Raw genomic sequence first — 25573 nt, forward strand, 5'->3', positions numbered from 1 at the left:
GGGGTGCGGATCCTCGTCTCGGGGGCGAGCATCGCCGGTCCCGTTCTCGCCTACTGGCTCAGCCGCTACGGCTACGCGGTGACGGTGGTCGAACGCGCCCCTACGCTGCGCAAGACCGGCGGACACCCGGTCGACCTGTTCCGCCCCGCGATGGAGATCTCCGAGCGGATGGGGGTGCTCGGCCGCATCGAGGAGCTGGTCACCGGCACGAACCGGCTGACCGTGATCCGGGAAGGCGCCGCGAGACCGGTCGAGATCGACCTCACCAAGGTGTTCAGCGTGGCCTCGGACCGCCACGTCGAGATCATGCGCGACGACCTCAGCGAGATCTACTACGAAGCCGCCCGGGACGACGTGGAGTACGTCTTCGGTGACTGGATCACGGCGATCTCCCCTTCCGGCGAGGTGACCTTCGAGAAGGGCTCGCCGCGCCGCTTCGACCTCGTGATCGGCGCCGACGGTCTGCACTCCGGCGTCCGCGAGCTCGTCTTCGGCGGCGAGGCCCGCCACATCCACCTCGCCTGCGCCTACATCGCCGTGCTGTCGGTCCCCAAGGAGCTCGGGCGCGACGGAGAGATGCGCATGCACATGGGGATCGGGCGCGAGGCCGCGGTCCAGGGCGCCCGGCATCTGACGGACGCCCGAGCGGGGTTCCTGTTCCGCCCCGACCGCGAACTCGACTACCACCATCGCGACGTGCGGCGGCAGCAGGAGCTGTTGCGCGAGACCTTCGCCGGCATGCACCCGGATGTGGACCGGTGGCTCGACGAGCTGGAACCCACCGCGGCGTTCTACTTCGACTCCATCACCCAGCTCCAGCTCGACTCCTGGTCACGGGGCCGCGTGACGCTCGTCGGCGACGCCGGTTACTGCCCCGGGCCTGCCGTAGGGGGCAGCACCAGCCTCGCGATCCTGGGCGCCTACGTCCTCGCCGGCGAGCTGGCCTTAGCGGGCGGCGACCACCAGCGCGCCTATCCCGCCTACGAGCAGGAGATGGGAGAGCTCGTCCGGCGCAGTCGCGCGTTCGCCCGCGGTGTCGCCAAGACGCTGATCCCGACCTCCGCACTGGGGGCGCGGGTGCTGGTGACTGGCGCGCGTCTGCTCTCCGCGCTGCCCACCCCGATCAGCCGTGCGATCGCCAAGACCAACAACAAGGGCCTGCGTCTGCACGACTCGATGCGCGTCAAGGACTACCCCTGCGGCAGGTGAGTGGGGTCAGGTGTCCTGCTCTTCCTTCCAGCGATCGATGAGTGCGGGGAGCTCCGCGAACAGGTACGCGTAGAAGTCCCGCATCCGCTCCAGCCGCCGAGCCGCCGGGCTGTCGGGAGGGGCGCTGGCGATTCCTGCCTCCGCGATCTCCTGCATCACCTGGATCATCTCGTTCTGGCTGCTCATCATCGTTGCCCAGGCGTCGTCCCGCATGCGGAAGTGGGCGCGCCTGCTTCCCGGGACCGGGGCGGGCTCGATCAGCCCGACGGTGCGGAGCATGGTGATCGCACCCGAGATCGAACCCGCGCTCGCGCCGAGTTGCTCACCCAGCTCGGCCGCGGTCACCGACTCGCGCTCGGAGAACAGGAACGCCGCCAGCACGCGGGCGATCATCCGCTGCATCCCGTTCTGGTTCAGCGCGAGCGCAAGACGCTCGGCGACCTCGCTGCTGCCGCTCAACCGAGTCACCACCTTTCAAAAATCTCTGAAATCATGCTACCGTTCACCGGTCGGTTCCGCCCGGGCGCGGAGCCGTGGTGAGCCGGGAAGCCTGGTCGGCGCCGTCGTACTCGCGTGCCCCCAGGAGTTCGCATGCCCGTCATCGAGGTCGACGACCTCACCTTCCGCTACCCGAAGACCACCGCACCGGCGGTCAAGGGGATGAGCTTCTCCGTCGACAGGGGAGAGGTGTTCGGCTTCCTCGGCCCCAGCGGCGCCGGGAAGTCGACCACTCAGAAGATCCTCACCGGGCTGCTCACCGGCCACGGCGGCCGCGTGGCGGTGTGGGACCGCGACCCCGCCGACTGGGGAAGCGAGTACTACCAGCGCATCGGCGTCTCGTTCGAGCTGCCCAACCACTACCAGAAGCTCACGGCGCTGGAGAACCTGCAGTTCTTCGCCTCGCTGTACGCCGGCCCCACGGAGGACCCGATGGCGCTCCTGGAGGCGGTCGAACTCGCTGCGGCCGCCGACACCCGCGTCGGGCAGTTCTCCAAGGGAATGCAGATGCGGCTGGTCTTCGCCCGCGCGCTGCTGCACCGCCCCGAACTGCTGTTCCTCGACGAGCCGACCTCCGGTCTCGACCCGGTGAACGCGGGGCGCGTGAAGGACATCGTCCGGGAGCTGCGCGGGCAGGGCCGCACGGTCTTCCTGACCACGCACGACATGGCGACCGCCGAGGAGCTGTGCGACCGCGTCGCCTTCGTGGTCGACGGCCGGATCGCCGCGCTCGACACCCCCACCGAGCACAAGGTCAGCCGCAGCAGGCGCACCGTGCGCGTGACGTACCGCAACGGGGGCCGGCTCGAGCACGAGGACTTCCCGCTCGACGGCCTCACCGACGACGAGACCTTCCGCTCCCTCGCCCGCGAGCACCACGTCGAGGCCCTGCACAGCCAGGAAGCCACCCTCGAGGACGTGTTCATCGACGTGACCGGTCGGTCGCTCGCATGAACAGGGTCATGAGCGGGGTTCTCCCCACCGCGGTGCGGATGGACTTCCGCCTCCAGCGGCGCTACGGATTCTGGTACGCCACGGCGTTCGTCGTACTGCTGTGGATCGGGGTGCTGCAGCTGGTTCCCGATCCGCTGCTGGGCCCGGCCATGCCGTACCTGCTGATGGCGGACCTGGCATTCATGATGTTCTTCATCGCGGGCGCGGTCTTCTTCGAGAAGGGCGAGCGCACCGTGTTCGCCCTGGTGACCACACCGCTACGGTTCCGGCACTACCTCACGGCGAAGCTGCTGACGATGTCCGCGCTCGCCCTGGTGACGTGCGTCGTGGTCGTGCTCGCCGACTACGGGCCCGGTGTCGCGCTGTTCCCGTTCGTGGCCGGCGTGGTCCTGATGACCCTGCTCATGCTGCTCGCCGGGTTCATCACGGCCCCGCTGTTCCCGTCGATCAGCGAGTGGCTCCTGCCCTCGACCCTCGTGCTCGCCCTCCTGAACGCGCCCATCGTCGGCTACTCGGGGCTCTACCCGCACCCCGCGTTCTCCCTCGTTCCCACCGACGGGCCGCTACGGCTGCTCGGCGCCGCCTTCCACCAGGTCGCGCTCACGGGATGGCAGTGGACCTACGCGATCGGCTACCCGGCGCTGTGGATCGCGGGCCTGTGCCTGCTCGCGAAGCACGTGTTCCACCGCCACGTCGTCACCTCGGAAGGCGGCCGGTGATGGGGACCGCCACCGGTTTCATCGCCACCTTCGGCCGCAACGACCTGCGCACCGTCCGGCGCGACAGCATGCTCGTGACGGTCATGCTCGGCCCGTTCCTGTACGCGGCGGCGCTGTGGTTCCTCCCGTCGATCACGGGCCACGTCGCCCGCGAGTACGCGTTCGACCTCGTGCCGTACCACTCGGCGATCGTCAGCGCGTTCTGCGTGCTCGGCCCACCGCTGCTGCTGGGCGCGGTCCTCGCGCTGCAACTGCTCGACGAGCGGGACCAGAACACGCTCGCCGCGCTCCGCGTGACGCCGGTGCCTCCGGCCACGTACACGGCCTACCGCGCCGGCTCGACCATCGCGCTGACCACGTTCTCGGTGCTGGCCTCGCTCGCCGTCTCCGGGCAGGTCGACGCCTGGACGCTCTTGCTGAGCGGGCCGATCGCGCTCACAGCGGGCCTGCTCGCGCCCGTACTCGGGTTCGTCATGGCCTCGCTGGGGCGCAACAAGATCGAAGGCCTCGCCGTGATGCGGGTGATCGGGCTCGCCGTGTTCACGGTTCCGATGATCCCGTTCTTCATCCTCGACTCCCCGTGGCAGCTCGCCTTCGGTGTCGTGCCCCCGTACTGGCCGGTTCGGGCCTTTTGGTCCGCGTTCGACGGCGGCACCTACTGGCCCTACGTCGCGGGGGGCCTGCTCTACAACGCCGCGCTCGTCGGAGTCCTCCTGCGGGTGGTCACGATGCGGCTCCGCTGAAGGTCCGGCGACCACACCCGTCGCTCAGGCCTCGGGCCGCCCCCGCAGCCGCTTGACCGCTCCGCGGCGCGCCTTGGACTCGAGCCGCCTGCGGTGGGCGCCCCGGGTGGGCCGGGTCGGCCTGCGCGTCGGTGGGGCGGGGCGCATCGCGTCCCGGAGTGTCGCGGCGAGCCGTTCGCGGGCCGCCTCGCGGTTGCGGAGCTGGCTGCGGTGCTCCGCGGCGACGACGGTGAGGACACCGTCGACGAGGCGCGCGCCGAGCCGGCGCACGGCGCGTTCGCGCAGCGGCTCGGGCACCGAGGGCGATCGCGCCAGGTCGAACGAGAGCTCGACGCGGGAGTCGGTGGTGTTGACGCCCTGGCCACCGGGTCCCGAGGCGCGGGAGAACCGCCAGTGCAGCTCCCGGCCGGGCAGTACGAGCGCCCGGCGCACCGGAAGATCTGCTTCGGCCACCGCCTCAGGATGCCCTTTCCGTCCCGAGTGAGCATGTTCACGGCCGGGAACAGCTCAGACAGGCGCAGCACTTTGTATGCTGTAAGCAGTCGACCGCACCAGGAGCACGCGATGGCACTATCCGAGACGCCAACCGAGGCCGGCAGCCGGCGGATCGCCCGGCCGGTCCCGCTCCGCGAGAGCGTCTACAACGCGATCCTGGACATGATCGTCAGCCGGAACCTCCAGCCGGGCCAGCACCTGGTGGAGAGCGAGCTGGCCCTGATGCTGGGGGTATCCCGGCAGCCGGTCCGCGAAGCGCTCCAATGGCTGAAGAACGACGGTTGGGTGGACCTGCGTCCAGGGCTGGGCGCGTTCGTCCACACCCCCACGGTCGAGGAGGCCGACCAGCTGCTGGCCGTCCGCAGCCTGCTGGAGACGGAGTCCGCCCGGCTCGCGGCCACCCGCGCCACCGATGAGGGTGTCGCCCGCCTGCGCGAGCTGTGCGACCGCGGCCAGGACGCCCTCGCGGCCGAGGACGTCACCACGCTGGTCGAGCTCAACGCCGAGCTGCACAAACAGGTCATGCAGATGTCCGGCAACGACGTGCTCGTCGAGCTGGCGGCCCAGGTCGACCGCCGGGTCCGCTGGTACTACACGCCGGTGGCCCGCCACCGCGGCGAGCAGTCCTGGATCGAGCACGCGGCCCTGATCGACGCCATCGCGGCGGGCGACGCCGCCCGTGCAGGCGAGGTCATGGCCGCCCACACGGAGCACACCCGCCGCTCCTACCTGGAGCACCGCGACGACGCGGACGACGCAGCCCCTGCACTGCGGGGCCGCGTCCACTGACCGGCCGGGCCGCTCGCGCCCCGCCCCACCTCGGCGCCGACGACGAAGCCGAGGCATTTCACCCGCCTGACCGGCGGGTCCCGCACGCCCAACCGACGCGCGACGCTGCGCGCCGGCCGTCCCCGCGCGCCGATCGATCGGCGCCGCCGCGTCCGAATCCGCATGCCGGCTCGCGGTCGGGGAACCCTGATCACGGAGGTGACAAGCATGCGTTCGCTGCGCAACTTCATCCGGTCCCTGAAGGACCTTCCGCGCGGCTCCTCTGCCGACGGCCGGAGCATCGGCCTCGGACTGGACGCCGCACTGCGGGCCCAGCGGGCCCGCGGTGCGGAGGCCGAGCCGCTCACCACGCGGACCCGTCCGGCGGCCACCGAGGACCGCCCGTTCACCCGGGCCTGACCGACCGCCGAACACCACGCCGTGGCCGCCCCGAACGAATCGGGGCGGCCACCGGCGTTTCAGACGGCATACCGAGACGTCTGCTCCGGGATCCGGGGCAGCGGCAGGGTGCGGGGCAGGCCGGGTCGCTGCAGGGCACCGGCGGCCCTGGCCGCGACGAGCGACACGACGGCCGCACCCACGAACGTGGCAGCCCAGCCCCACGTGGTGACGGCGAGCGCGGCGACACCCACGCCGAGCACACCGCCCGCGGCCTTGGCGCTGTAGACCAGGCCGTGCACCTCGAGCGCGCTCTGCTCACCGAAGTACTCCCGGGCGAGGCTGGCGAAGATCGGATAGAACCCGCCACCACCGAGGCCGGCCAGGCCCGCCGCGACGACGAGCGCACCCGTCGATCCGGTGGTGGCCGACAGTGCGAACAGCAGCTGCGCCGCGCCCTGGACGGTGAGCACCGCGCTCAACGTCCTGCAGCGCCCAAGCCGATCCGACACCCCCATCGCCAGCGCGCGGCCCGCTCCGTTGACCCCGGCGAACAGGCCGGCCGCGAGGGCAACGGCGCCCACGGTGGCCGCGACGCCACCGGCGTAGACCACGATGAACGCGGCGTTGAACAGTGAGACCGCCCCGGCCGCGAGCAGGATCAGGTACATCACCGGCAGCACCCGGGTCTGCATCGCCTGCGCCGCGGAGAACTCGCGAACGGCGGGCGGGTTGATCCGGCGCGCCGGGTTGCGCAGGGCCCACGCCTGCGGGTCGACCTCGGCGGGCCACCACCGCTCGGGCGGGTCGCGGAAGAAGAGGCCGGGACCGGCGACGAGCAGGAAGAGCACGACCGCGGCGGTGTCGAGAACCGTCGTGAGGTTGGCGGCGTCGAGACCGATGACGGCAGCGACGATGAGCGGCACGGACCCGTAGGCGAAGGCGCCAGTCACCGTGCTGACGCGCCGACCCATGCGCTCGGGGTACCACTTCGCGACGGTCGACGTGCAGGCCGCGTAGACGAGCCCGGCGCCGGTGCCACCGAGGAGGGCGTAGCCGAGGAGCGCGCCCAGAAGGTCCGTGCTGTGCGCGAGCACGACGAGCCCGAGCGCGGAGAGAGCGGCCCCGGCCAGCATCACCGGGCGCGGCCCGATGCGGTGGCGCTCCCGCAGGTAAGCGGTGGGCAGGCCGACGCCCGCCTGGAGCAGGGTCCACCCGGCGAGCAGCCAGATCGCCCCGGCGAGGCTCCAGCCGTTGCGCTCCATCAGCGCCGGCACCGCGGCGCCGTACCCGTACTGCAACACGCCGACCGCCGCCATGGGCAGCCACGCCTGCCACAACACGCTGGAGCGAGGACGTCCGATGAGCTGCTCCGGCGACTCGCCCACGCGGTAGCGGCGACCGTGGTTGTCGCGGATCTCCCGGACGGCGCCCGAGTCGGGAATCGCCATGCCGCCTCCTTCCATACTGTATGCCGATAGTGCGGCAAGCGTGACCCGGCACACAAGCCCTCTGGACAACTTTCTCCATACTGCATACAGTCGACCGTCATTGCTCGCGCAGCAGACGGGAGACCGCACTGTGGACCTCTACGAGCACCAAGCCAGGGACGTGTTCGCCGCCCACGGCGTGCCCGTCCCCCGCGGTGCGGTGGCCGACACCGCAGCCGAGGCCGCCGACCGAGCCCGTGAGCTCGACGGGCCGGTCGTGGTGAAGGCCCAGGTGAAGACCGGTGGACGAGGCAAGGCCGGAGGTGTGCAGCTGGCCCGTACACCGGAAGAAGCGCAGGAGAAGGCCGCCGCGATCCTCGGCATGGACATCAAGGGCCACACGGTGCACCGGGTCCTCGTCACGGAGGCCAGCGACATCGCCGAGGAGTACTACTTCTCGTTCCTGCTGGACCGCTCGAACCGCACGTTCCTCGCGATGTGCTCCGCCGAGGGCGGCGTCGAGATCGAACAGCTCGCGGCCGAGCGGCCCGACGCGCTCCTCAAGATGCCGATCGACCCGCTGATCGGCGTCGACGCGGACACCGCGTCCCGGATCGCCGCCGTGCTGCCCTCCGAGGTGGCCGAGGAAGCCGCCAAGGCGATCACCAGCCTGTGGGACGCGTTCGTGGCCGAGGACGCCACCCTCGTCGAGGTGAACCCCCTGGTCCGGACGGGGCAGGGCGAGATCGTCGCTCTGGACGGCAAGGTCACGCTCGACGACAACGCCGCCTTCCGGCACCCCGGCCACGCCGACCTGGTGGACCAGCGCACCGAGGACCCCCTAGAAGCGAAGGCGAAGGCCAAGGACCTCAACTACGTCAAGCTCGACGGCGAGGTCGGGATCATCGGCAACGGCGCGGGCCTGGTCATGTCCACGCTCGACGTGGTCGCGTACGCCGGGGAGAAGCACGGCGGGGTGAAGCCTGCGAACTTCCTGGACATCGGTGGTGGGGCCTCGGCCGAGGTGATGGCGGCCGGGCTGGACGTGATCCTGGGTGACCCGGACGTCAAGAGCGTGTTCGTCAACGTGTTCGGCGGGATCACCGCCTGCGACGCGGTGGCCACCGGCATCGTCGAGGCGCTGAAGATCCTGGGCGACGCGGACACCAAGCCGCTGGTCGTGCGGCTGGACGGCAACAACGTCCTGGAGGGCCGCCGCATCCTCGACGAGGCGAACCACCCCCTCGTCACGCAGGTCACGACCATGGACGAGGCGGCGGACCGCGCCGCCGAGCTGGCGGCGGGAGCCTGAGCATGTCGATCTTCCTGCACGAGAACAGCAAGGTCATCGTCCAGGGCATCACCGGGAGCGAGGCCACCAAGCACACCGCGAAGATGCTCGCCGCCGGCACGGACATCGTCGGCGGCGTCAACGCCCGCAAGGCCGGCACCACCGTCACGATCGGCGGCCGCGACCTCACGGTCTTCGGCACCGTCGCCGAGGCGATGGCGGAGACGGGCGCGGACGTGAGCGTCCTCTTCGTGCCGCCGCGGTTCGCGGGCGACGCCGCCGTCGAGGCCATCGACGCCGGCATCGGGCTCGCGGTCGTGATCACCGAGGGCATCCCCGTTCACGACACGGCGCGGGTGTGGGCGCACGCGTGCGCAACGGGCAACAAGACGCGGATCATCGGCCCGAACTGCCCGGGGATCATCTCGCCCGGGAAGTCGAACGCGGGGATCATCCCGGCCGACATCGCCGGTGCGGGCCCGATCGGGCTGGTGTCCAAGTCCGGGACGTTGACCTACCAGATGATGTACGAGCTGCGGGAGTACGGCTTCTCCACGGCGATCGGCATCGGTGGTGACCCGGTGATCGGCACCACGCACATCGACGCGCTGGAGGCGTTCGAGGCCGACCCGGAGACGCGGGCGATCGTGATGATCGGCGAGATCGGCGGCGATGCCGAGGAGCGCGCCGCGGACTACATCAAGGCCAACGTGAGCAAGCCGGTCGTCGGGTACGTCGCCGGGTTCACCGCGCCCGAGGGCAAGACCATGGGGCACGCCGGTGCGATCGTGTCCGGTTCCGCGGGCACCGCGCAGGCCAAGAAGGACGCGCTGGAGGCGGCCGGGGTGAAGGTCGGAAAGACCCCCAGCGAGACCGCCGCCCTGATGCGGGAGCAGCTCGCCGGACTGCAGCTCGGGGCCGGCGCGTGACCGCCGCGGGGCTTCGCTACGACGTCAACCTGTCCATCCTGTTCACCGAGCTCCCCCTCCTGCAGCGGCCCGCCGCCGCGGCAGCGGCCGGGTTCGACGCGGTCGAGCTCTGGTGGCCGTTCCCGGAGCCGGTGCCCGCCGACCGCGACCTCGACGCCCTGCGCACCGCCATCACGGACGCCGGCGTCCGGCTGGTCGGGCTGAACTTCGACGCAGGCGACATGGCCGCGGGCGACCGCGGGCTGCTCTCCCGGCCGTCCGAGAGCGCACGGTTCCGCGCCAACGTCGACGTGGCCGTCGGGTTCGCGGCCTCGCTGGGCTGCACGGTGCTCAACGCGCTGTACGGCAACCGCGACGTCGACGTGACGGTGCCTGAGCAGCGGGAGCTCGCCACCGAGAACCTCGTGTTCGCCGCGGCGGCCGCGGACCGCGCCGGGGCGACCGTCGTGATCGAGGCCCTCAACAGCTACGAGAGCCCGCGTTACCCCCTCACGTCGTCGCAGAAGGCGCTCGACCTCGTCGACTACCTCAAGGTCGTGCACGGCGTGCCGAACGTGGCGTTCCTCGCCGACCTCTACCACCTCGCGCGGATGGGCGAGCCCGTCGAGCGGCTGGTCGAGCTGCGCGGCGACCGGTTCGGTCACGTCCAGATCGCCGACCCGCCCGGCCGCGGGCAGCCCGGCACCGGCGAGCTCGACTGGGACGCCGTGCTCGAGCGACTCGCCGAGAGCGGCTACTCCGGCCACGTCGGGCTCGAGTACAAGCCGGTCGGCCCGAGCGCCGAGAGCTTCGACTGGCTCCCCCGCCAGCTCCGTTCCACCACCGTCGAGGAGACCGCGTGACGACGATCGGGTTCATCGGGCTGGGGATCATGGGCGGCCCGATGGCCGCCAACCTGATCGCCGCAGGTCACACCGTGCTCGGCCACGACACCCAGCAGGCTGCCGCGGAGCGGCTGGTCAGCGCGGGCGGCAAGTACGTCGACTCGGTGGCCGCCGCGACCGCCGCCGACGTCGTGATCACGATGCTGCCCGACTCGCCGCAGGTCGAGGAGGTCGTCCTCGGACCCGGCGGGGTGCTGGACCACGCAGAACCCGGCCTGCTGCTGATCGACATGAGCACGATCCGGCCGGACACGTCCGTCGCGGTGGCCGCGGCGGCCGCGTCCCGCGGGGTACGCGCCCTCGACGCGCCGGTGAGCGGCGGTGAGAAGGGCGCGATCGACGGCGTCCTCTCGATCATGGTGGGCGGCGACGCCGAGGCGTTCGAGGCGGCCCGGCCGGTGTTCGAGGTTCTCGGCAAGACGGTCGTGCACGTCGGGCCGAGCGGCGCGGGCCAGACCGTGAAGGCGGCCAACCAGCTCGTCGTCGGCGGGATCTACGCCCTGGTCGCCGAGGCGATCGTGCTGCTGGAGGCCTCAGGGGTGGACCCGGGCCCCGCGCTCGACGTGCTGGCCGGCGGTCTCGCCGGCAGCCGGATCCTCGAGCTCAAGCGGAGGTCGATGGCGGCGCGGGAGTTCGCTCCCGGCTTCCGGATCGATCTGCACCACAAGGACATGGGCATCGCGATCGCCGCGGCGCAGGAGGCGGGCGTCGCCCTCCCGATGACCGGCCTCACCGCCCAGCTCATCGCCGCGGCCCGCGCGCAGGGCTACGGCTCGCTCGACCACTCGGTGCTGCTGAAGGTGCTGGAGAACTTCTCGGGAAAGGCTGCCTGATGACCCGGATCCCCTGCATGGAAGCCGTCGCCGCGGTGCTCGAGTCGGAAGGCGTCGACACCGTCTTCGGCATCCCGGGTGCCGCGATCCTGCCGCTCTACGCCGCGCTGCAGAAGAGCGGCATCCGCCACCTCACCGTCCGCCACGAGGAGGGCGGCACGCACGCCGCCGACGGGTGGGCGCGAGCCACCGGCAAGGTCGGGGTGTCGATCGGGACCTCCGGCCCAGCCGGTACCAACATGATCACCGGGCTGTACACGGCGCAGGCCGACTCGATCCCGATGATCTGCATCACCGGCCAGGCGCCGCGGGCGAAGCTGCACCAGGAGGCGTTCCAGGCCGTCGACATCGTCGAGATCGCCAAGCCCGTGACGAAGTGGGCCGTGCAGCTCAAGGAGCCGGCCCAGGCGCCGTGGGTGTTCCGCGAGGCGTTCCGGATCGCCCGCTCCGGCCGCCCCGGCCCGGTGCTCATCGACCTGCCGCTCGACGTGCAGAAGGGCACCTGCGTCTACGACCCCGCGTTCGACGCGCCGTTGCCGGTGGACGTCCCGCAACCGCGGCCGCAGCCCATCGCCGCGGCCGTCCAGATGCTGCTGGAGGCCGAACGTCCGATCATCCTCGCAGGCGGCGGCGTGATCGGCGCGGAGGCGTGCGAGGAGCTGCGGTCGCTCGCCGAGCACCTGCAGGTGCCGGTGCAGGTCACGCTGATGGGCAAGGGCGCGTTCCCGGAGGACCACCCGCTCTTCGCCGGCATGGCGGGCATCCAGACCCAGACCCGGTGGGGCAACGCGGCGTTCCTGGAGAGCGACCTCGTGCTCGCCGTCGGCGCGCGGTTCGGTGACCGGCACACCGGCGACCTGGAGACCTACCGGCGCGGACGCCGGTTCATCCACGTCGACATCGAGCCGACCCAGCTCGGCAAGGTCTTCGAACCGGACCTGGGCATCGTCGGCCACGCCAAGCCGTCCCTCGCGGCGCTCGCCGAGCACGCGCGCCACGCATCGCCGCAGCACGCGCCCGGCCGGTGGGTGGAGCGGGTGGCCGAGCTGCGCGGCACGCTGCTGCGCCGCGACGACTTCGACGACGTCCCGATCAAGCCGCCGCGCGTCTACCGCGAGCTGAACCGCGCGTTCGGCCCGGACACCACGTTCGTCACCGCGATCGGGCTGTACCAGATCTGGTCCGGCCAGTTCCAGCAGACGTTCCGCCCTCGCCACTACCTCGTGTGCGGGCAGGCCGGGCCGCTCGGCTGGGAGGTGCCCGCCGCCATCGGCGTCAAGTGCGCATACCCGGACAAGCAGGTGGTGGCGGTCGTCGGCGACTACTCCTTCCAGTTCCTCATGGAGGAGATCGCCGTGGCCGCCCAGTACAAGATCCCGTTCGTCATCGTGATGGTGAACAACGAGTACCTGGGGCTCATCCGGCAGGCCGAGCTCGGTTACGACATGAACTACGCCGTGGACCTGCACTACGGCGAGGGCGGCATCGACCACGTCAAGCTCATGGAGGCCTTCGGCTGCCCCGCCCGCCGGGTGGAGCAGCCGGGCGACATCGAGGACGCGCTCGCCTGGGCCGCCCTCGAGTCGGAGGCACAGCAACTGCCGGTGCTCGTCGAGATCATGGTGGAGCGCGAGGCCAACGCCGCGATGGGTCAGAGCCTCGACGCGATCAAGGAGTTCGAGCCGGTCCCGGACCTCGTGCCCGCCGCGGACTGACCCACCCGGCTGGGCGGCACCCTCGTCGCGAAGGCTCGGGCGAGGGTGCCGCTCCTAGGATGGCAGCGTGGATCTGCGACGGCGCATTCTGGAGGGCAAGGGGGAGTTCCTGCTCTTCGCCGTGACGCCGCCCCGGCAGGCGGCGTCGCCGGAACGGGCCCAGGAGATCGCCGAGGTGACGCTCGAGCGGCTACGCCCGTTGGGCCTGGACGGCCTCGTCCTGTACGACATCGACGACGAGAGCGACCGGACCTCCCAGGAGCGTCCCTTCCCGTTCCTGCCGACCATGGATCCGGCGGACTACCTCGCGCGGCACCTCTCGGCGTGGGACGTCCCGGCCGTGGTCTACCGCGTGGTGGGGAAATACCCGGAGGCCGACCTCCGGTCGTGGCTGCTCGCCCAGGACGCCGACCGCGTGTTGTCGGTCTTCGTCGGGGCGTCCTCACACGGCAAGCAGGTGGCGACGTCGCTGACGCAGGCCCGGCAGCTGCGGGCAGCGGTGCGACCCGAGTTGACGCTCGGCGGTGTCGCGATCCCGGAACGCCACACCCGCCGCGGTGACGAGCACCTGCGCCTGCTCGCGAAGCAGGCCGCCGGCTGCTCCTTCTTCGTCACCCAGGTCGTCTACGACGTCAACGCGGCGAAGGACCTCGTCTCGGACTACCGGTACGAGTGCGAGGCCCGAGGCGTCACACCGGTTCCGATCGTGTTCACCTTCTCCGTCGTCGGCTCGACGAAGACCCTCGAGTTCCTGAGCTGGCTCGGTGTCGACGTGCCGCGCTGGATCCAGAACGAGCTGAGGCACTCGGCGGACCCGCTCGTCGCGTCTCACGAACATGCCTTCGCGACAGCACTCGACCTCATCGCCTACTGCCGGCGTCTCGGAGTCCCGTTCGGGCTCAACGTCGAGAGCGTCTCCATCCGGCGCGCAGAGATCGAGCAGTCGGTGAGCCTCGCCGCGCAGCTCCGGCGAGAACTGCACCGCTCGGGCTGACGAGCAGTTCCGAACCCGATGCCGCCGGGTCGAGCCGGCTCTGCATGATCAGATCGGCCCCAGGCGTGCCGTCGACGTGATCATGCATCGGGTTCGTCCCGCGGAACCCGCGCCGACCGCGACAGCTGGACGCGACAACGGGACATCGGCATCACCGGGTGCCGCGCCGGCCGGGATCACGAGTGCTCGGCGCTGCCACCGAGGCCCGTTCCGAGTGGTCGCCCCCAAGATCCGCAGTATCGGTTGGCCACGGCTGTGGCGACGGCAATGGACAACCGACACGCGCGATCTTCGCGCTCAGCTCGGATCATGGGCACCTGAGGCCGTGGCCCAGCCCGGTCACCCGGCGGGCGTGAGCGCGGCCACCCCGTCGATCGGATCCCATCGAGTCGGCCTGGTCGGGCCCGGGTTCCGGTGGCGCGCCGTTCCCGGCTCGGGACGCCCGGCGCGGTGCCCACGCAAACGGCGGCGGGGCGGGCCGGTGTCAGGCCTCATGATCAGCGGAAACAGGACCAGCTTGCACCGGGAGGTTGTTGCCCGATCGACACGAAGGCCTTCAACGATCAAGGCGAGATGGCGGCTAGTGATCTCCAGGAGCAACAATCTGCCCTTGGTCGCCACTGCCGGAACGGCCGACCCCTCGTCCGGACGAACCATCACCCGGCCATCCCGCGCAGGTGAGGGGCGAGGCCGAACCGGATCGACACGACAGCAGCCCCGGGGCCGGGCGTGAGGCGGAGCGGCCCGAGCCGGGAACGGCGCGCCCACGAGACGGATCGCCCCCGCAGCGGCGCCCGGGTGCGTTCCGCGGAACGCACCCGGTCGGCCGCCGCAGGGAAAAAGCCCTTCCACACCCGGGCACAACGAATCGCTCGGTGCGCCGGCGGCCCGGCCTCGTGTTGGACATGCTCGGCCGGTGTGGCCGGCGGGACGCTGAGCCGCGAGATACGTGTCGTACTTCCGGCAGGAACCGCTGGCCCCCGCGTGGGTGCGCGCGGCGGCGGCGTCTCAGGATGCCGCGACCACCTGCTGGTTGAGCAGGTCGGCCACCGCCGTGATCGCCCGGAGCGTGGGCACATCGGCACCGGTGAGGTCGGCGAGCTCCACCACGGCCGTGAGGAGCACGTCGAGCTCCATGGGGCGGCCCCGCTCCAGGTCCTGCAACGTGGAGGTCTTGTGTTCGCCGGTGCGCTCGGCGCCTGCGAGCCGCTTCTCCACCGAGATCTCCGGGTGGCAGCCCACGCGGTGGGCAACCTCCAGGGTCTCCTCCATCATCTGCGCGACGAGCGCGCGCGTGCCCGCGTGCCGGCAGATCCCGGCCATGGTCGCGCGGGTGAGCGCGCTGAGCGGGTTGAACGCGATGTTGCCCATCAGCTTGATCCAGATGTCGCAGCGCAGGTCGCGCTCGACCGGGCACTTGAGCCCGCCGGCCACCATCGCCTCCGCGAACTCGGTGCAGCGCGGGGAGATGCTCATGTCCGGCTCGCCGATGGAGAAGCGGGTGCCCTCCAGGTGCCGGACGACACCGGGTGACTCGATCTCGGTGGCCGCGTAGACGACACAGCCGATCGCCCGGTCCAGGGGCAGCGCCCTGGTGACCGCACCGCCGGGGTCGACGCTCTCGATCCGGTGGCCCTCGAAGGGGCCTGGCAGCTTGTGGAAGTACCACCACGGGATGCCGTTCTGGGCGGCGATGATCGTGGTGCGCTCGTGCAGCAGCGGCGCGACCATCGGGCCTGCGGCGGCGTAGGCGTTGGCCTTGAACCCCAGGAAGACGTGGTCCACCGGTCCGATCTCGGCGGGATCGTCCGTGGCGTTCGGGTGTGCGGTGAAGTCCCCCCGCGGACTGCGCACCTCCACTCCCCGCTCGCGCAGCGCCGCGAGGTGCGGCCCGCGGGCGACGAGGTGCACGTCAGCACCCGCCCGACAGAGGCTCGCTCCCACGTACGCACCGATCGCACCCGCTCCCAGCACAGCAACCTTCACGTCGGGCTCCCGTCCTCAGTGACTGTGCATGCAGTATGCAGTATGGAGTCGACGATGCGTCAAGCTTCCTCTGGACAACGGGCCGACCGTGGAGTACCAAGACAGCCATACCGTATGCAGTAGACAGGCCGTCGGGCTCCACGGGCGGTGACGACGAGGAGATGCTTCCCATGACGCAGACGATCCCCGGAAGCGCCGCCCGCAACGGGGTCGGAGATCCACCCGCCGCCGAGACGATTTCCGGTGGCCACCTGGTCGCGAAGGCACTCAAGGCAGAAGGCGTGGACACGGTCTACACGCTCTGCGGCGGACACATCATCGACATCTACGACGGCTGCGTGGACGAGGGCATCGCGGTCATCGACGTGCGGCACGAGCAGGTCGCGGCACACGCGGCCGACGGCTACTCGCGCATCACCGGCACGACCGGATGCGCCGTCGTCACGGCGGGCCCCGGCACCAGCGACGCGATCACCGGCGTGGCCAACGCCTTCCGGGCGGAGAGCCCGATGCTGCTCATCGGCGGCCAGGGCGCGCTCAACCAGCACAAGATGGGGTCCCTGCAGGACCTCCCGCACGTCGACATGATGAACCCGATCACGAAGTTCGCCGCCACCGTGCCGCACACCGCGCGCGTGGCCGACATGGTCTCCATGGCGTTCCGGGAGTGCTGGAACGGCGCCCCCGGGCCGGCGTTCCTCGAGATCCCCCGCGACGTCCTCGACGCCTCCGTTCCCCTCGAGCAGGCGAGGATCCCCCTAGCCGGCTCGTACCGCGCGTCCACCCGCTCGGCAGGCGACCCGGCCGCGATCGAGCAGCTCGCCGACCTCATCGCCCGGTCCGAGAAGCCGTGCGTGCTGCTGGGCAACCAGGTCTGGACGTGCCGGGCCACCGACGCCGCGATCGAGTTCGTGCGCACGCTCAACATCCCGGCGTTCATGAACGGCGCCGGCCGCGGCACGCTCCCGCCCAAGGACCCGATGCACTTCCAGCTGGCCCGCCGCCACGCCTTCAACGAGGCCGACCTGATCATCATCGTCGGTACCCCGTTCGACTTCCGGATGGGCTACGGGCGCAGGCTCTCCCCCGCCGCCAAGGTCGTGCAGATCGACCTCAGCTACGCCACGGTCGGCAAGAACCGCGACATCGACCTCGGCATCGTGGGTGACGCAGGCGCAGTGCTCGCCGCCGTCACCGCCGCCTCGTCGGGCCGCGTCACGAGCGCCCCGGACCGCAAGGCCTGGATCGAGGAGCTGCGGGCCTTCGAGGACGCCGCCTACGAGAAGCGGCTCCCCCGCCAGCACTCCGACGCCTCGCCGATCGACCCGTACCGCCTGGTCCACGAGATCAACGAGTTCCTCACCGAGGACTCGATCTACATCGGCGACGGCGGCGACATCGTCACGTTCTCCGGCCAGGTCGTGCAGCCCAAGTCGCCCGGTCACTGGATGGACCCCGGCCCGCTCGGCACCCTCGGCGTCGGCATCCCGTTCGTGATGGCCGCCAAGCACGCCCGGCCGGACAAGGAGATCGTCGCGCTGTTCGGCGACGGAGCCTTCAGCCTCACCGGCTGGGACTTCGAGACGCTGGTGCGCTTCAACCTGCCGTTCGTCGGGATCGTCGGCAACAACTCGTCGATGAACCAGATCCGCTACGGGCAGATCCAGAAGTACGGCGAGGACCGGGGCCGGGTCGGCAACACGCTCGGCCACGTGAAGTACGACGAGTTCGCGAAGATGCTCGGCGGATACGGCGAGGAAGTGCGCGACCCCGCCGATATCGCACCCGCGCTGCAGCGCGCCCGTGAATCGGGTCTGCCCTCACTCATCAATGTGTGGGTCGATCCCGACGTGTATGCGCCGGGCACCATGAACCAGACGATGTACAAGTGATCGGGGGCGATAGATGAGTGCGTTGGAAGGCATCCGCATCCTGGACATGACACATGTCCAGTCGGGCCCGTCGGCCACCCAGATCCTGGCCTGGCTGGGCGCTGACGTGGTGAAACTCGAGGCTCCGACCGGTGACATCACCCGCCAGCAGCTCCGCGACGTCCCCGATGTCGACAGCCTCTACTTCACGATGCTGAACTGCAACAAGCGCAGCATCACGCTGAACCTGAAGAGCGAGGAGGGAAAGCAGCTCTTCATCGAGATGGTGCAGCAGGCCGACGTCCTCGTGGAGAACTTCGGTCCGGGCGCGGTCGACCGGATGGGATTCACCTGGGACCGGCTGCAGGAGCTGAACCCGCGCCTGGTCTACGCCTCCATCAAGGGGTTCGGCGAAGGCCCGTACACGCACTACAAGGCGTACGAGGTCGTCGCACAGGCGATGGGCGGCTCGATGAGCACCACCGGTTTCGAGGACGGTCCGCCGCTCGCCACCGGTGCGCAGATCGGCGACTCCGGCACCGGCATGCACGCCGTCGCCGGCATCCTCGCCGCGCTCGTGCAGCGGGGGCGCACCGGTCGCGGCCAGCGCGTCACGGTGGCGATGCAGCACGCGGTGCTCAACCTGTGCCGGGTGAAGCTGCGCGACCAGCAGCGGCTCGCCCACGGCCCGCTGGCCGAGTACCCGAACGAGGAGTTCGGCGACGAGGTGCCGCGCTCGGGCAACGCGTCCGGCGGCGGGCAGCCCGGCTGGGCGGTGAGGTGCGCGCCCGGTGGTCCCAACGACTACATCTACGTCATCGTGCAGCCGCCCGGGTGGGCGCCGATCGCGAAGCTGATCGGCAGGCCCGAGCTGGCCGACGACCCCGAGTGGGCCACGCCGCAGGCCCGGCTGCCGAAGCTCGACAAGATGTTCCAGCTGATCGAGGAGTGGTCCTCCGGGCTCAGCAAGTGGGACGCGCTCGCCGAGCTGAACGCCCACAACATCCCCTGCGGCCCGATCCTCTCCACCAAGGAGCTGATCGAGGACGCGTCGCTCGCCGACAACAACATGATCGTCACGGTCGACCACCCCGAGCGCGGTGCGTTCAAGACCGTCGGCTGCCCGATCAAGCTGTCCGACTCCCCGGTGAAGGTCGAGACCTCTCCGCTGCTCGGCCAGCACAACGAAGACGTGTACGTGCGCGAGCTGGGCCTCGACCCGGAGCGCTTCGCCGAGCTCAAGACGAACGGAGTGATCTGAGCATGGGAGCCGGGTACGACAAGGACGCCGTGCGCGATGTCCTCGACAAAGCACTGGCCGAAGGCCGCGACTCGCTGACCGCCCCGGAAGGCCGCCGCGTCTGCGAGGCGTACGGCATCCCGACCCCGGGCGAGGGCCTCGCCAGCACGGCCGACGACGCCGTCCGCCTCGCCGCCGAGCTGGGCGGCAAGGTCGTACTGAAGATCGTGTCGCCGGACATCCTGCACAAGACGGAGGCGGGCGGCGTCAAGGTCGGTGTCTCCGGCGACGACGCCGTACGCGCGGCCTTCGACGAGATCATCGCCAACGCCAAGGTCTACAAGGCCGACGCCGACATCGACGGCGTGCAGGTGCAGCAGATGCTCGCCGGCGGCCAGGAAGTGATCATCGGGGCCACCACGGACCCGACGTTCGGCAAGGTCGTGGTCTTCGGTCTGGGCGGTGTGCTGGTCGAGGTACTCAAGGACGTCACCTTCCGACTCGCTCCGGTCGACGCGGAGACCGCCCACTCGATGCTCGACGGCATCCAGGCGGCCGAGGTCCTCAAGGGCGCTCGTGGGGCGGAGCCGGCCGACGCCGACGCGCTCGCCGAGATCATCACGCGGCTGTCCGACCTGGTCACCGACTTCCCGCGGATCCGCGAGTTCGACCTCAACCCGGTGTTCGCCCGCCCCGACGGCGCGTCCGCCGCCGACGTCCGCATCCTGCTCGACGCCGAGGAGCCCGCCGAGCCGGTGCGCTACAGCCAGGAGGAGATCCTGGCGACGATGAACCGCATGATGCGGCCGAACGCCGTGGCCGTCATCGGGGCCTCCGCGGAGAACGGCAAGATCGGCAACTCCGTGATGAAGAACCTCATCAACGGGGGCTACGCGGGCGAGATCTACCCGATCAACCCGAAGGCCGACGAGATCCTCGGGAAGAAGGCCTACAAGAGCATCGGCGACGTGCCCGGCGAGGTCGACGTGGCGGTGTTCGCCGTGCCGGCCAAGTTCGTGCCGCAGGCCCTGCGCGAGGTCGGCGAGAAGAACGTCCCGGCCGCGGTTCTCATCCCCTCCGGCTTCGGCGAGACCGGCAACCACGAGGCGCAGGAAGAGATCGTGAAGATCGGCCGCGAGTACGGCGTGCGCCTGCTCGGGCCGAACATCTACGGCTACTACTACACGCCGCAGAACCTCTGTGCCACGTTCTGCACGCCGTACGACGTCAAGGGCGGGGTGGCGCTCACCTCCCAGTCCGGCGGCATCGGCATGGCGATCCTCGGGTTCGCCCGCACCACGAAGACGGGCGTCTCGGCCATCGTCGGCCTGGGCAACAAGTCCGACCTCGACGAGGACGACCTGCTCACCTACTTCGAGCAGGACGACGACACCAACGTCGTCGCGATGCACCTCGAGGACCTCAAGGACGGCCGGGCGTTCGTCGACGCGGCGCAGCGGATCACCAAGAAGAAGCCGGTGGTCGTGCTCAAGGCCGGCCGCACCGCGATGGGGGCGCGGGCCGCGGGCTCGCACACCGGCGCACTGGCCGGCGACGACAAGGTCTACGACGACATCCTGCGCCAGTCCGGCGTGGTGCGCGCCTACTCGCTGAACGACATGCTCGAGTTCGCCCGCGGCATCCCGGTGCTGCCGACGCCGAAGGGCGAGAACGTCGTCATCATCACCGGCGCGGGCGGATCCGGCGTGCTGCTGTCCGACGCGATCGTCGACAACGGCATGTCACTGATGGAGATCCCGCCGGACCTCGACGAGGCGTTCCGGAAGTTCATCCCGCCGTTCGGTGCCGCGGGCAACCCGATCGACATCACGGGCGGCGAGCCGCCGTCGACCTACGAGGCCACGATCCGGCTCGGCCTCGAGGACGACCGGATCCACGCACTGGTCCTCGGCTACTGGCACACGATCGTGACGCCGCCGATGGTCTTCGCCGAGCTCACCGCCCGCGTGGTGGCCGAGTTCCGGGAGAAGGGGATCGAGAAGCCGGTGGTGGCGTCCCTCGCCGGCGACACCGAGGTGGAGGAGGCGAGCACATACCTCTACGACCACGGGGTCGTCGCCTACCCGTACACCACCGAGAAGCCGGTGGCCGTGCTCGGGGCGAAGTACCGCTGGGCGCGTAGTGCCGGTCTCGTTTGAGGAGATGCAGAGCTGGGGCTGGTACTGAGCCCGGCTCGGCCTGGTACCGAAAAGCGCATCGGGTATCGGGAAGGTAGGCCCGGCCGGTAGCCCTGGGGAACTCGCCCACCCGCCAGGGACCGACCGGGCCGGTCGGCAGCCGATTCGTCATATGTTCCACACGAGGAGGAAGTCGCGGAAAGGCAGGGTCGGGCGGGTAGGCCCCACTCAGGAGATCCCAATGGAGAGGTCCCAGCAGTGACGACTTCAAAAGAACCCGAGGCCGCGTCGGGCGATCCGACCGCCACCGACACACGCGTATGGCACGCTGGCGGCCTAGCTCCGATGCCCATCCGGAAGCTTCCGGATGCACCCCCCTCCGTCCACCTCCTCGGCCCGACGGTATTCCTCGTCGCGCTCGGTGTGGGTATGGGCGAGTCGTACATGTGGCCACGACTCGTGCTGCTGTTCGGGCCCGAGATCCGGTGGCTGTTCCTGATCGGTGTCACGCTGCAGGCGTTCGTCCTGCTGGAGATGGCGCGTTATGCAATGGCGACCGGTGAGTCCATCTTCACCGGCGCGGCGCGCGTCTTCAAACCGATCATGTGGTTCTTCTTCACGATCGCGATCCTCATCTACATCTGGCCGGGTCACCTCTCGGCCGGCGCGAGCGCGTTCGAACAGGCCACCGGTGTCCCGTGGCAGGTGACCGCCACCATCGGCATGCTGCTGGTCGGCACGCTGTTCACGCTCGCCAAGGTGATCTACGACCTCGTGGAGAAGATCCTCGGACTCCTGATCGGCCTCCTCGTGGTCGGGACGGCGATCATCGCCTCGCTGGTCGGCAACTGGGACGATCTGAGCTCCACGATCGCGGGCATGTTCGCGTTCGGCTTCATCCCGGCCGAGGCGCACACCGCCGAGTGGTTCCCGATCATCGTCGGTTCGATCGCGTTCGCGGGCCCTTCGGGTATGCAGCAGATGTGGTACACGCTGCACCTGCGGGAGAGCGGCGCCGGGATGGGCGCGCACGTGCCGAAGGTGCGCGGTCTCGCCCGGGCGGGAGTGGAGGAGGAGCGCTCCGCGACCGGCTTCATGTTCGACACCGACGATCCGGAAGAGCTGGCGAAGTGGAAGGGCTGGCGCAGGTGGGTCACGTTCGACGCCATCCTGCTCTTCTGGGGCATCACGATGCTCGTCACGATCTCGTTCACCGTGCTCGCCCGCGCGGCGGCGCGACAGAACCCGGCCGTCGTCGACGAACTGCGCAATGGTGAGCGGGAAGCGGCGCTGCTGGCGATGTCAGAGTCCTTCGGCTCGGTCGGCCTTCCGGTGCTCGGCACGGTGTTCCTCCTGTTCATCGCGCTGATCGGCCTGAACGCCACACTGGGTCTGTTCGACTCGTTCGCCCGCGGGCAGTCGGACATGGCCTACACCTTCATCCCGCGCACGCGGAAGTTCGGCATGTCCCGCCTGTACGGGTACTTCCTGTGGTTCGTGATCACCTTCGGGATCATCATCCTGTGGGGGGGCCCGGCCGACGGCCCCGAGGCGATCCTGGACGTCCTCGCGTTCCTGTCCGCGTTCGCCATGGGTGCGTACTGCATCGTGCTCTTGCTGGTGAACAACAGGATGTTGCCCAAGCCGATCCGTCCGAAGTGGTGGACCAACGCCATCATCGGCTTCGGTGCGGTGTTCTACCTGGGCGCATTGTTCTACAGCCTGGCCGTCTTCGGCGCCCTGCCGGACTGATGATGACTATCCGGAGCGCACGTCAGCTCGCCGAGATCGGCGCCCCCGGTGCCGTGATCGGCGTGATCGCCGGCGCCGTGGTCGGGGTGTTGGCCGGCATCGTCGGCCAACCCCTCGGCTGGGCGCTCACCGGTGCCGTGATGCTCGCTGTACCACTCGCCTGCGTCGGCGGGTGCTACGGCGTGCTCACCGGGCTCGGACATGCCAAGCCCGGCATGTTCACGCCTGCTGCCGTCCTGTGGCTGGTGGGCTTCCCGCTCTCCCGCCTGTGGCACGAGACGATGACACCAGTCGTGCTGGGTGGTCCTGCCACCCCGCCTGATGACGTCGTCACATTTCTGCTGTACCAGGCGTTGGTCGGCATGGGCTTTGCGATCGGATTCATCTGGCTCTACGAGCGGATCATCCCCGGATGGCTGGCTCAGATCAAGGACCACAATCCCTACGCCGAGCGGGTGTACGCCCGCTACATCGCCCACGCCGAACACATGTGGAACCTCAGGGAGCAGAGACGTGCCCGCCGCCAGGCGGGGCATGCTCCCGGGCAGGTGGGCCCCCCAGGGGGCACCACCAAGGTGAGGGCCAAACGGTCCTCGTGACGATCGGCGCGGCGGAGATTCTCCGCCGCGCCGATCGTTGAACCGGACATACGCCGGCGACAGCAGGGCGTCCCTTCCTCGGGAGAGAGATGAACATTCCGACCTGGGCCTGGTTCGTGACGATCGCGGCGTTCCTCGCCGTGATCGCATTCGACTTCTACCTGGTGGCCCGCAACCCGCGGGACCCATCGATGCGGGAGTCCACGATCTGGGTGATCGTGTACGTCTCCCTCTCCATCGCGTTCGGGCTGGGAGTGCTCGCCGTCGCCGGACCGCAGTACGGCGGTGAGTTCTTCGCCGGCTGGATCACCGAGTACTCGCTCTCGGTGGACAACCTCTTCGTCTTCGTGCTGATCATGAGCAAGTTCGCGGTACCGCGGGACTACCGGCAGAAGGTGCTCCTGATCGGCATCGTGCTCGCGCTCGTGCTGCGCGGAATCTTCATCGCACTCGGCGCGGAGGCCATCTCCCGCTTCGACTGGATGTTCTACCTGTTCGGGGCGTTCCTCATCTGGACGGCGTGGAAGCTCATCAAGGAGGCCGACGGGGACGAGGAGTTCGAGGAGAACCGCCTGCTGCGCTTCGTCGAGCGCGTGGTGCCCTCCACGAACCAGTACAACGGCGCGAAGATGACCACCGTCGTCGACGGCCGCAGGCTCGTGACGCCGATGCTCATCGTGATGGTGGCGATCGGCACCACCGACCTGCTGTTCGCGGTCGACTCCATCCCGGCGATCTTCGGCCTGACCCAGGAGCCGTACCTGGTGTTCACGGCCAACGCATTCGCGCTGATGGGGCTCCGGCAGCTGTTCTTCCTGATCGGCGGGCTCCTGGACCGGCTCATCTACCTCAGCAAGGGCCTGGCCCTCATCCTCGCCTTCATCGGGGTGAAACTGATCCTCGAGGCCATGCACCACCACGGCGTGGCCTGGGCCCCCGAGATCCCGATCCTGGTCTCGCTCGCCGTCATCGTCGGCACCCTCGCCGTGACGACGGTGCTCAGCCTGATGAAGTCCCGCCGCGACGCCGCAGCCGCGACCACCTCGGGCGACGAACTGACCGGGCCGAAGCACCACACGTCCGGCAACTGACCGACACGACACGAGCGCCCGCCCCCAGCAAAGGGGGCGGGCGCTCGTCGTGCGTACGGGCTCAGCCGCGCGTCGATCTCGGCCAGCGGGTCGTCGGCCCCGGGGGGAGGAGCTGACCAAGCACTCGTTCGTCGTGTTCGGTGCCAGTTCTGCGAGGTCCGGGTGCACGGGGTGGACGCGAGAGGCGCGCATGTCCCGTCTCCGCGGCGCTGCACGAGGGGCTGGAGATCGAGGAGGACGGCCGGATCGCCAACGGCGACCTGGCCGCGGGTACCTCCTCCCGGTCAACGCCGACATTCCCCGAGGTCGACATGCACTTCGTGCAGCACCCGGACACGCTGCACAATCCGATGGGTGCCAAGGGCGTCGGCGAGATCGGCACGGTCGGCATGGCCGCGGCCGTGGCGAACGCCGTGCACGCGCCACCGGCATCCGGGTCCGGCACATCCCGATCACGATCGAGGACCTGCTGGACCACGCCACGCCTCCGGCCGCTACCGTCGACCCAGCTGAGACAGCTCGGTCATGCCGGGACCGTGTCCCGTTCGTCCCCCTCGTCGGCGTACGCGCTGGCCTGGAGAACGAAGAGCTCGTGGTAGGTGCCGCCGAGGGCCATCAGCTCGTCGTGCGCGCCGTGCTCGATGAGCCGCCCGCGCTCCAGCACAAGGATCTGGTCGGCGTGCTTGACGTTCGCCAGCCGGTGGGTCACGAGAACGGTGATCCGCTGGTCGGCGCGGCCGTCGAGCCCGCGCAGCGCGGCGAACCCAGTGTGCTCGGCGCGGGCGTCCAACGCGGCGGTGGGCTCGTCGGCGATCACGACCGACTCATCGCGGTAGAGCCCGCGCGCGACCGAGATGCGCTGCCACTGCCCGCCGGACAGATCACGACCGCCCTGGAAATGCCGCGACAGTACGGTGGACCACCCGTCCGGCAGGCCGGTGACCACCGCGTCGGTGCCGAGCGGTACGACAACCACATGCCTACTGTATGCGGTATCCTTAGCCAATCCGTCCGTTTCGACACCGACGACCCGGC

23 protein-coding genes and 1 pseudogene are annotated in these 25573 nt (G+C 70.0%); 19 read left to right on the forward strand and 5 right to left on the reverse strand.

Features of this window, described 5'->3' with window-relative positions; genetic code table 11:
* Positions 1–3 precede the first annotated feature (3 nt).
* Positions 4–1209 (forward strand): FAD-dependent monooxygenase, encoded by a 1206-nt coding sequence (locus tag FHX44_RS14270; RefSeq protein WP_147256254.1) that lies wholly within the window; start codon positions 4–6, stop codon positions 1207–1209.
* Positions 1210–1215: 6 nt separating this feature from the next.
* Here FHX44_RS14270 and FHX44_RS14275 read toward each other — a convergent pair whose 3' ends face one another.
* Positions 1216–1677 (reverse strand): GbsR/MarR family transcriptional regulator, encoded by a 462-nt coding sequence (locus FHX44_RS14275; protein WP_425469186.1) that lies wholly within the window; start codon positions 1675–1677, stop codon positions 1216–1218.
* 123 nt (positions 1678–1800) lie between these two features.
* On the opposite strand from FHX44_RS14275, the gene FHX44_RS14280 reads away from it, so the two are divergent.
* The 3 genes from FHX44_RS14280 to FHX44_RS14290 are packed head-to-tail and all read left to right on the forward strand — an operon-like array spanning position 1801 to position 4123.
* Positions 1801–2661 (forward strand): ABC transporter ATP-binding protein, encoded by an 861-nt coding sequence (locus FHX44_RS14280; protein ID WP_147256255.1) that lies wholly within the window; start codon positions 1801–1803, stop codon positions 2659–2661.
* An 8-nt stretch (positions 2662–2669) separates the two neighbouring features.
* A complete protein-coding gene (locus tag FHX44_RS14285) occupies positions 2670–3380 on the forward strand; it encodes a fluoroquinolone export ABC transporter permease subunit (protein WP_212612471.1) in 711 nt (236 codons plus the stop codon).
* Positions 3380–4123, forward strand: coding sequence for an ABC transporter permease (locus FHX44_RS14290; RefSeq protein ID WP_147256257.1), 744 nt, complete (start codon positions 3380–3382; stop codon positions 4121–4123). The genes FHX44_RS14285 and FHX44_RS14290 overlap by 1 nt, the downstream gene beginning before the upstream one ends.
* A gap of 24 nt (positions 4124–4147) precedes the next feature.
* Here the strand turns inward: FHX44_RS14290 and arfB are convergent, their stop codons facing one another.
* Complete coding sequence (gene arfB, locus FHX44_RS14295) at positions 4148–4576, reverse strand: alternative ribosome rescue aminoacyl-tRNA hydrolase ArfB (protein WP_147256258.1); 429 nt, start codon at positions 4574–4576, stop codon at positions 4148–4150.
* Positions 4577–4687: 111 nt separating this feature from the next.
* On the opposite strand from arfB, the gene FHX44_RS14300 reads away from it, so the two are divergent.
* Positions 4688–5407 carry a GntR family transcriptional regulator gene (locus FHX44_RS14300; protein ID WP_147256259.1) on the forward strand — a complete coding sequence of 240 codons (720 nt, stop codon included), beginning with the start codon at positions 4688–4690 and terminating at the stop codon, positions 5405–5407.
* Positions 5408–5614: 207 nt separating this feature from the next.
* A complete protein-coding gene (locus FHX44_RS14305) occupies positions 5615–5806 on the forward strand; it encodes a hypothetical protein (protein ID WP_147256260.1) in 192 nt (63 codons plus the stop codon).
* A 59-nt stretch (positions 5807–5865) separates the two neighbouring features.
* Here the strand turns inward: FHX44_RS14305 and FHX44_RS14310 are convergent, their stop codons facing one another.
* Positions 5866–7236 (reverse strand): MFS transporter, encoded by a 1371-nt coding sequence (locus FHX44_RS14310; RefSeq protein ID WP_170308903.1) that lies wholly within the window; start codon positions 7234–7236, stop codon positions 5866–5868.
* Positions 7237–7366: 130 nt separating this feature from the next.
* Here FHX44_RS14310 and sucC point away from each other — a divergent pair, with 130 nt between their 5' ends.
* From sucC to FHX44_RS14340, 6 genes are all read left to right on the forward strand, one after another.
* A complete protein-coding gene (sucC, locus tag FHX44_RS14315) occupies positions 7367–8527 on the forward strand; it encodes an ADP-forming succinate--CoA ligase subunit beta (protein WP_147256262.1) in 1161 nt (386 codons plus the stop codon).
* A 2-nt stretch (positions 8528–8529) separates the two neighbouring features.
* Positions 8530–9435 carry a succinate--CoA ligase subunit alpha gene (sucD, locus tag FHX44_RS14320; RefSeq protein WP_147256263.1) on the forward strand — a complete coding sequence of 302 codons (906 nt, stop codon included), beginning with the start codon at positions 8530–8532 and terminating at the stop codon, positions 9433–9435.
* Entirely contained in the window at positions 9432–10277 is an 846-nt protein-coding gene (locus FHX44_RS14325; RefSeq protein WP_147256264.1) for a hydroxypyruvate isomerase family protein, read from the forward strand. The genes sucD and FHX44_RS14325 overlap by 4 nt, the downstream gene beginning before the upstream one ends.
* The gene (locus FHX44_RS14330) at positions 10274–11152 is read left to right on the forward strand and encodes a 2-hydroxy-3-oxopropionate reductase (RefSeq protein WP_147256265.1); all 879 of its coding nucleotides are present in this window, start codon (positions 10274–10276) and stop codon (positions 11150–11152) included. Before FHX44_RS14325 ends, FHX44_RS14330 begins: the two co-directional genes overlap by 4 nt.
* Positions 11152–12867: a glyoxylate carboligase gene (gcl, locus tag FHX44_RS14335; RefSeq protein ID WP_147256266.1), complete on the forward strand. Its 1716-nt coding sequence runs from the start codon at positions 11152–11154 to the stop codon at positions 12865–12867. Before FHX44_RS14330 ends, gcl begins: the two co-directional genes overlap by 1 nt.
* Before the next feature lie 67 nt (positions 12868–12934).
* Positions 12935–13861, forward strand: coding sequence for a methylenetetrahydrofolate reductase (locus FHX44_RS14340; protein WP_147256267.1), 927 nt, complete (start codon positions 12935–12937; stop codon positions 13859–13861).
* 1008 nt (positions 13862–14869) lie between these two features.
* On the opposite strand, the gene FHX44_RS14345 is transcribed toward FHX44_RS14340, so the two are convergent.
* Complete coding sequence (locus FHX44_RS14345; RefSeq protein WP_147256268.1) at positions 14870–15847, reverse strand: 2-dehydropantoate 2-reductase; 978 nt, start codon at positions 15845–15847, stop codon at positions 14870–14872.
* A 170-nt stretch (positions 15848–16017) separates the two neighbouring features.
* Between FHX44_RS14345 and FHX44_RS14350 the strand changes: the two genes are divergently transcribed.
* From FHX44_RS14350 to FHX44_RS43230, 7 genes and pseudogenes are all read left to right on the forward strand, one after another.
* Positions 16018–17739, forward strand: a complete 1722-nt coding sequence (locus tag FHX44_RS14350) for a thiamine pyrophosphate-binding protein (RefSeq protein ID WP_147256269.1) — start codon at positions 16018–16020, stop codon at positions 17737–17739.
* Positions 17740–17752: 13 nt separating this feature from the next.
* A complete protein-coding gene (gene frc / locus FHX44_RS14355) occupies positions 17753–18979 on the forward strand; it encodes a formyl-CoA transferase (protein WP_147256270.1) in 1227 nt (408 codons plus the stop codon).
* Between the two features lie 2 nt (positions 18980–18981).
* Positions 18982–21117, forward strand: a complete 2136-nt coding sequence (locus FHX44_RS14360) for an acetate--CoA ligase family protein (RefSeq protein ID WP_147256271.1) — start codon at positions 18982–18984, stop codon at positions 21115–21117.
* A 324-nt stretch (positions 21118–21441) separates the two neighbouring features.
* Positions 21442–22848, forward strand: a complete 1407-nt coding sequence (locus FHX44_RS14365; RefSeq protein WP_147256272.1) for an Nramp family divalent metal transporter — start codon at positions 21442–21444, stop codon at positions 22846–22848.
* A 2-nt stretch (positions 22849–22850) separates the two neighbouring features.
* Complete coding sequence (locus tag FHX44_RS14370; RefSeq protein ID WP_212612473.1) at positions 22851–23447, forward strand: hypothetical protein; 597 nt, start codon at positions 22851–22853, stop codon at positions 23445–23447.
* Positions 23448–23536: 89 nt separating this feature from the next.
* On the forward strand, positions 23537–24538 hold the full coding sequence (locus tag FHX44_RS14375; protein WP_147256273.1) for a TerC family protein: 1002 nt from the start codon (positions 23537–23539) through the stop codon (positions 24536–24538).
* A 60-nt stretch (positions 24539–24598) separates the two neighbouring features.
* A pseudogene (locus FHX44_RS43230) lies at positions 24599–25013 on the forward strand (xanthine dehydrogenase family protein molybdopterin-binding subunit); the annotation flags it as partial.
* A 48-nt stretch (positions 25014–25061) separates the two neighbouring features.
* Here FHX44_RS43230 and FHX44_RS14385 read toward each other — a convergent pair.
* Positions 25062–25514 carry an ATP-binding cassette domain-containing protein gene (locus tag FHX44_RS14385; RefSeq protein WP_246170377.1) on the reverse strand — a complete coding sequence of 151 codons (453 nt, stop codon included), beginning with the start codon at positions 25512–25514 and terminating at the stop codon, positions 25062–25064.
* Between the last annotated feature and the right edge of the window lie 59 nt (positions 25515–25573).

It is taken from the genome of Pseudonocardia hierapolitana (genome assembly GCF_007994075.1).
Lineage (GTDB): Bacteria > Actinomycetota > Actinomycetes > Mycobacteriales > Pseudonocardiaceae > Pseudonocardia > Pseudonocardia hierapolitana.

Coding starts and splice junctions, on each gene's coding strand:
- FHX44_RS14375 (WP_147256273.1), top strand. CDS start 23,537: ATGAACATTCCGACCTGGGCCTGGTTCGTGACGATCGCGGCGTTCCTC.
- FHX44_RS14300 (WP_147256259.1), top strand. CDS start 4,688: ATGGCACTATCCGAGACGCCAACCGAGGCCGGCAGCCGGCGGATCGCC.
- FHX44_RS14310 (WP_170308903.1), bottom strand. CDS start 7,236: ATGGCGATTCCCGACTCGGGCGCCGTCCGGGAGATCCGCGACAACCAC.
- FHX44_RS14360 (WP_147256271.1), top strand. CDS start 18,982: ATGGGAGCCGGGTACGACAAGGACGCCGTGCGCGATGTCCTCGACAAA.
- FHX44_RS14305 (WP_147256260.1), top strand. CDS start 5,615: ATGCGTTCGCTGCGCAACTTCATCCGGTCCCTGAAGGACCTTCCGCGC.
- frc (WP_147256270.1), top strand. CDS start 17,753: ATGAGTGCGTTGGAAGGCATCCGCATCCTGGACATGACACATGTCCAG.
- sucD (WP_147256263.1), top strand. CDS start 8,530: ATGTCGATCTTCCTGCACGAGAACAGCAAGGTCATCGTCCAGGGCATC.
- gcl (WP_147256266.1), top strand. CDS start 11,152: ATGACCCGGATCCCCTGCATGGAAGCCGTCGCCGCGGTGCTCGAGTCG.
- FHX44_RS14370 (WP_212612473.1), top strand. CDS start 22,851: ATGACTATCCGGAGCGCACGTCAGCTCGCCGAGATCGGCGCCCCCGGT.
- FHX44_RS14365 (WP_147256272.1), top strand. CDS start 21,442: ATGCCCATCCGGAAGCTTCCGGATGCACCCCCCTCCGTCCACCTCCTC.
- FHX44_RS14350 (WP_147256269.1), top strand. CDS start 16,018: ATGACGCAGACGATCCCCGGAAGCGCCGCCCGCAACGGGGTCGGAGAT.
- FHX44_RS14280 (WP_147256255.1), top strand. CDS start 1,801: ATGCCCGTCATCGAGGTCGACGACCTCACCTTCCGCTACCCGAAGACC.
- FHX44_RS14285 (WP_212612471.1), top strand. CDS start 2,670: ATGAGCGGGGTTCTCCCCACCGCGGTGCGGATGGACTTCCGCCTCCAG.
- FHX44_RS14290 (WP_147256257.1), top strand. CDS start 3,380: ATGGGGACCGCCACCGGTTTCATCGCCACCTTCGGCCGCAACGACCTG.